We start from the raw sequence: 641 nt of genomic DNA, 5'->3' as shown, positions 1-641 counted from the left end.
CCCGTTACAGGGCATAACATCACCATAAGGGTCGATGAAAAAGGTATCAAAACTCATGTCGCAAGGCAACAGGCGTTTTTGGCCATAAATATAGTTGATCAGACCGTGGTTGAAGTAAGCGCGGAACCACTTCTTCGGGCTGTTGCTGTGGAGCAGTTCGTTGACTAGGTTTTCTAAGTTCTTTGCAACCATCGAACGATCAAGGATGATATTCTTTGCCTCCACGAAGTAGAAGCTGTTGTGCAGGGAGGCGGTTGCAAACTCCATTCCCATTTCATCAGAAATCTTATACAGCGGCACAAGGTCAGGAGCATTCTTGTCCTGCACGGTCATTCCGAAACCAACGTCCTTCATACCCATCTCACGCAGTTTCTTCAGTGTGCCGTAACCACGTTGGTAACCGTTTTCCAGACCACGAATCTCATTGTTCGTATGCTCCAGACCCTCAATGGAAATGCGAATACCAATCTGCGGGAACTCTTTACAGAGATCTACGATACGGTCGGTAAAAAATCCATTAGTTGAAATAACGATGCGATCTGACTTCCTATACAACTCACGCACAATATCTTTTAGGTCTGTACGAATGAAAGGTTCGCCGCCAGTGATATTGGTGAAATACATCTTAGGTAGTTTTTTAA

At 44.9% G+C, this 641-nt stretch carries 1 protein-coding gene; it reads right to left on the bottom strand.

Features of this window, described 5'->3' with window-relative positions; all coding sequences use genetic code 11:
- On the bottom strand, positions 1–641 hold a 641-nt coding region (locus NE664_12640), incomplete at both ends, for a radical SAM protein (protein ID MCQ4727483.1).

The organism is Anaerotignum faecicola (assembly GCA_024460105.1).
In the GTDB taxonomy this organism is placed as follows: domain Bacteria; phylum Bacillota; class Clostridia; order Lachnospirales; family Anaerotignaceae; genus JANFXS01.
The sequence above is the reverse complement of the archived record's forward strand: the minus strand, read 5'-3'. Positions and strand labels throughout refer to the sequence as shown.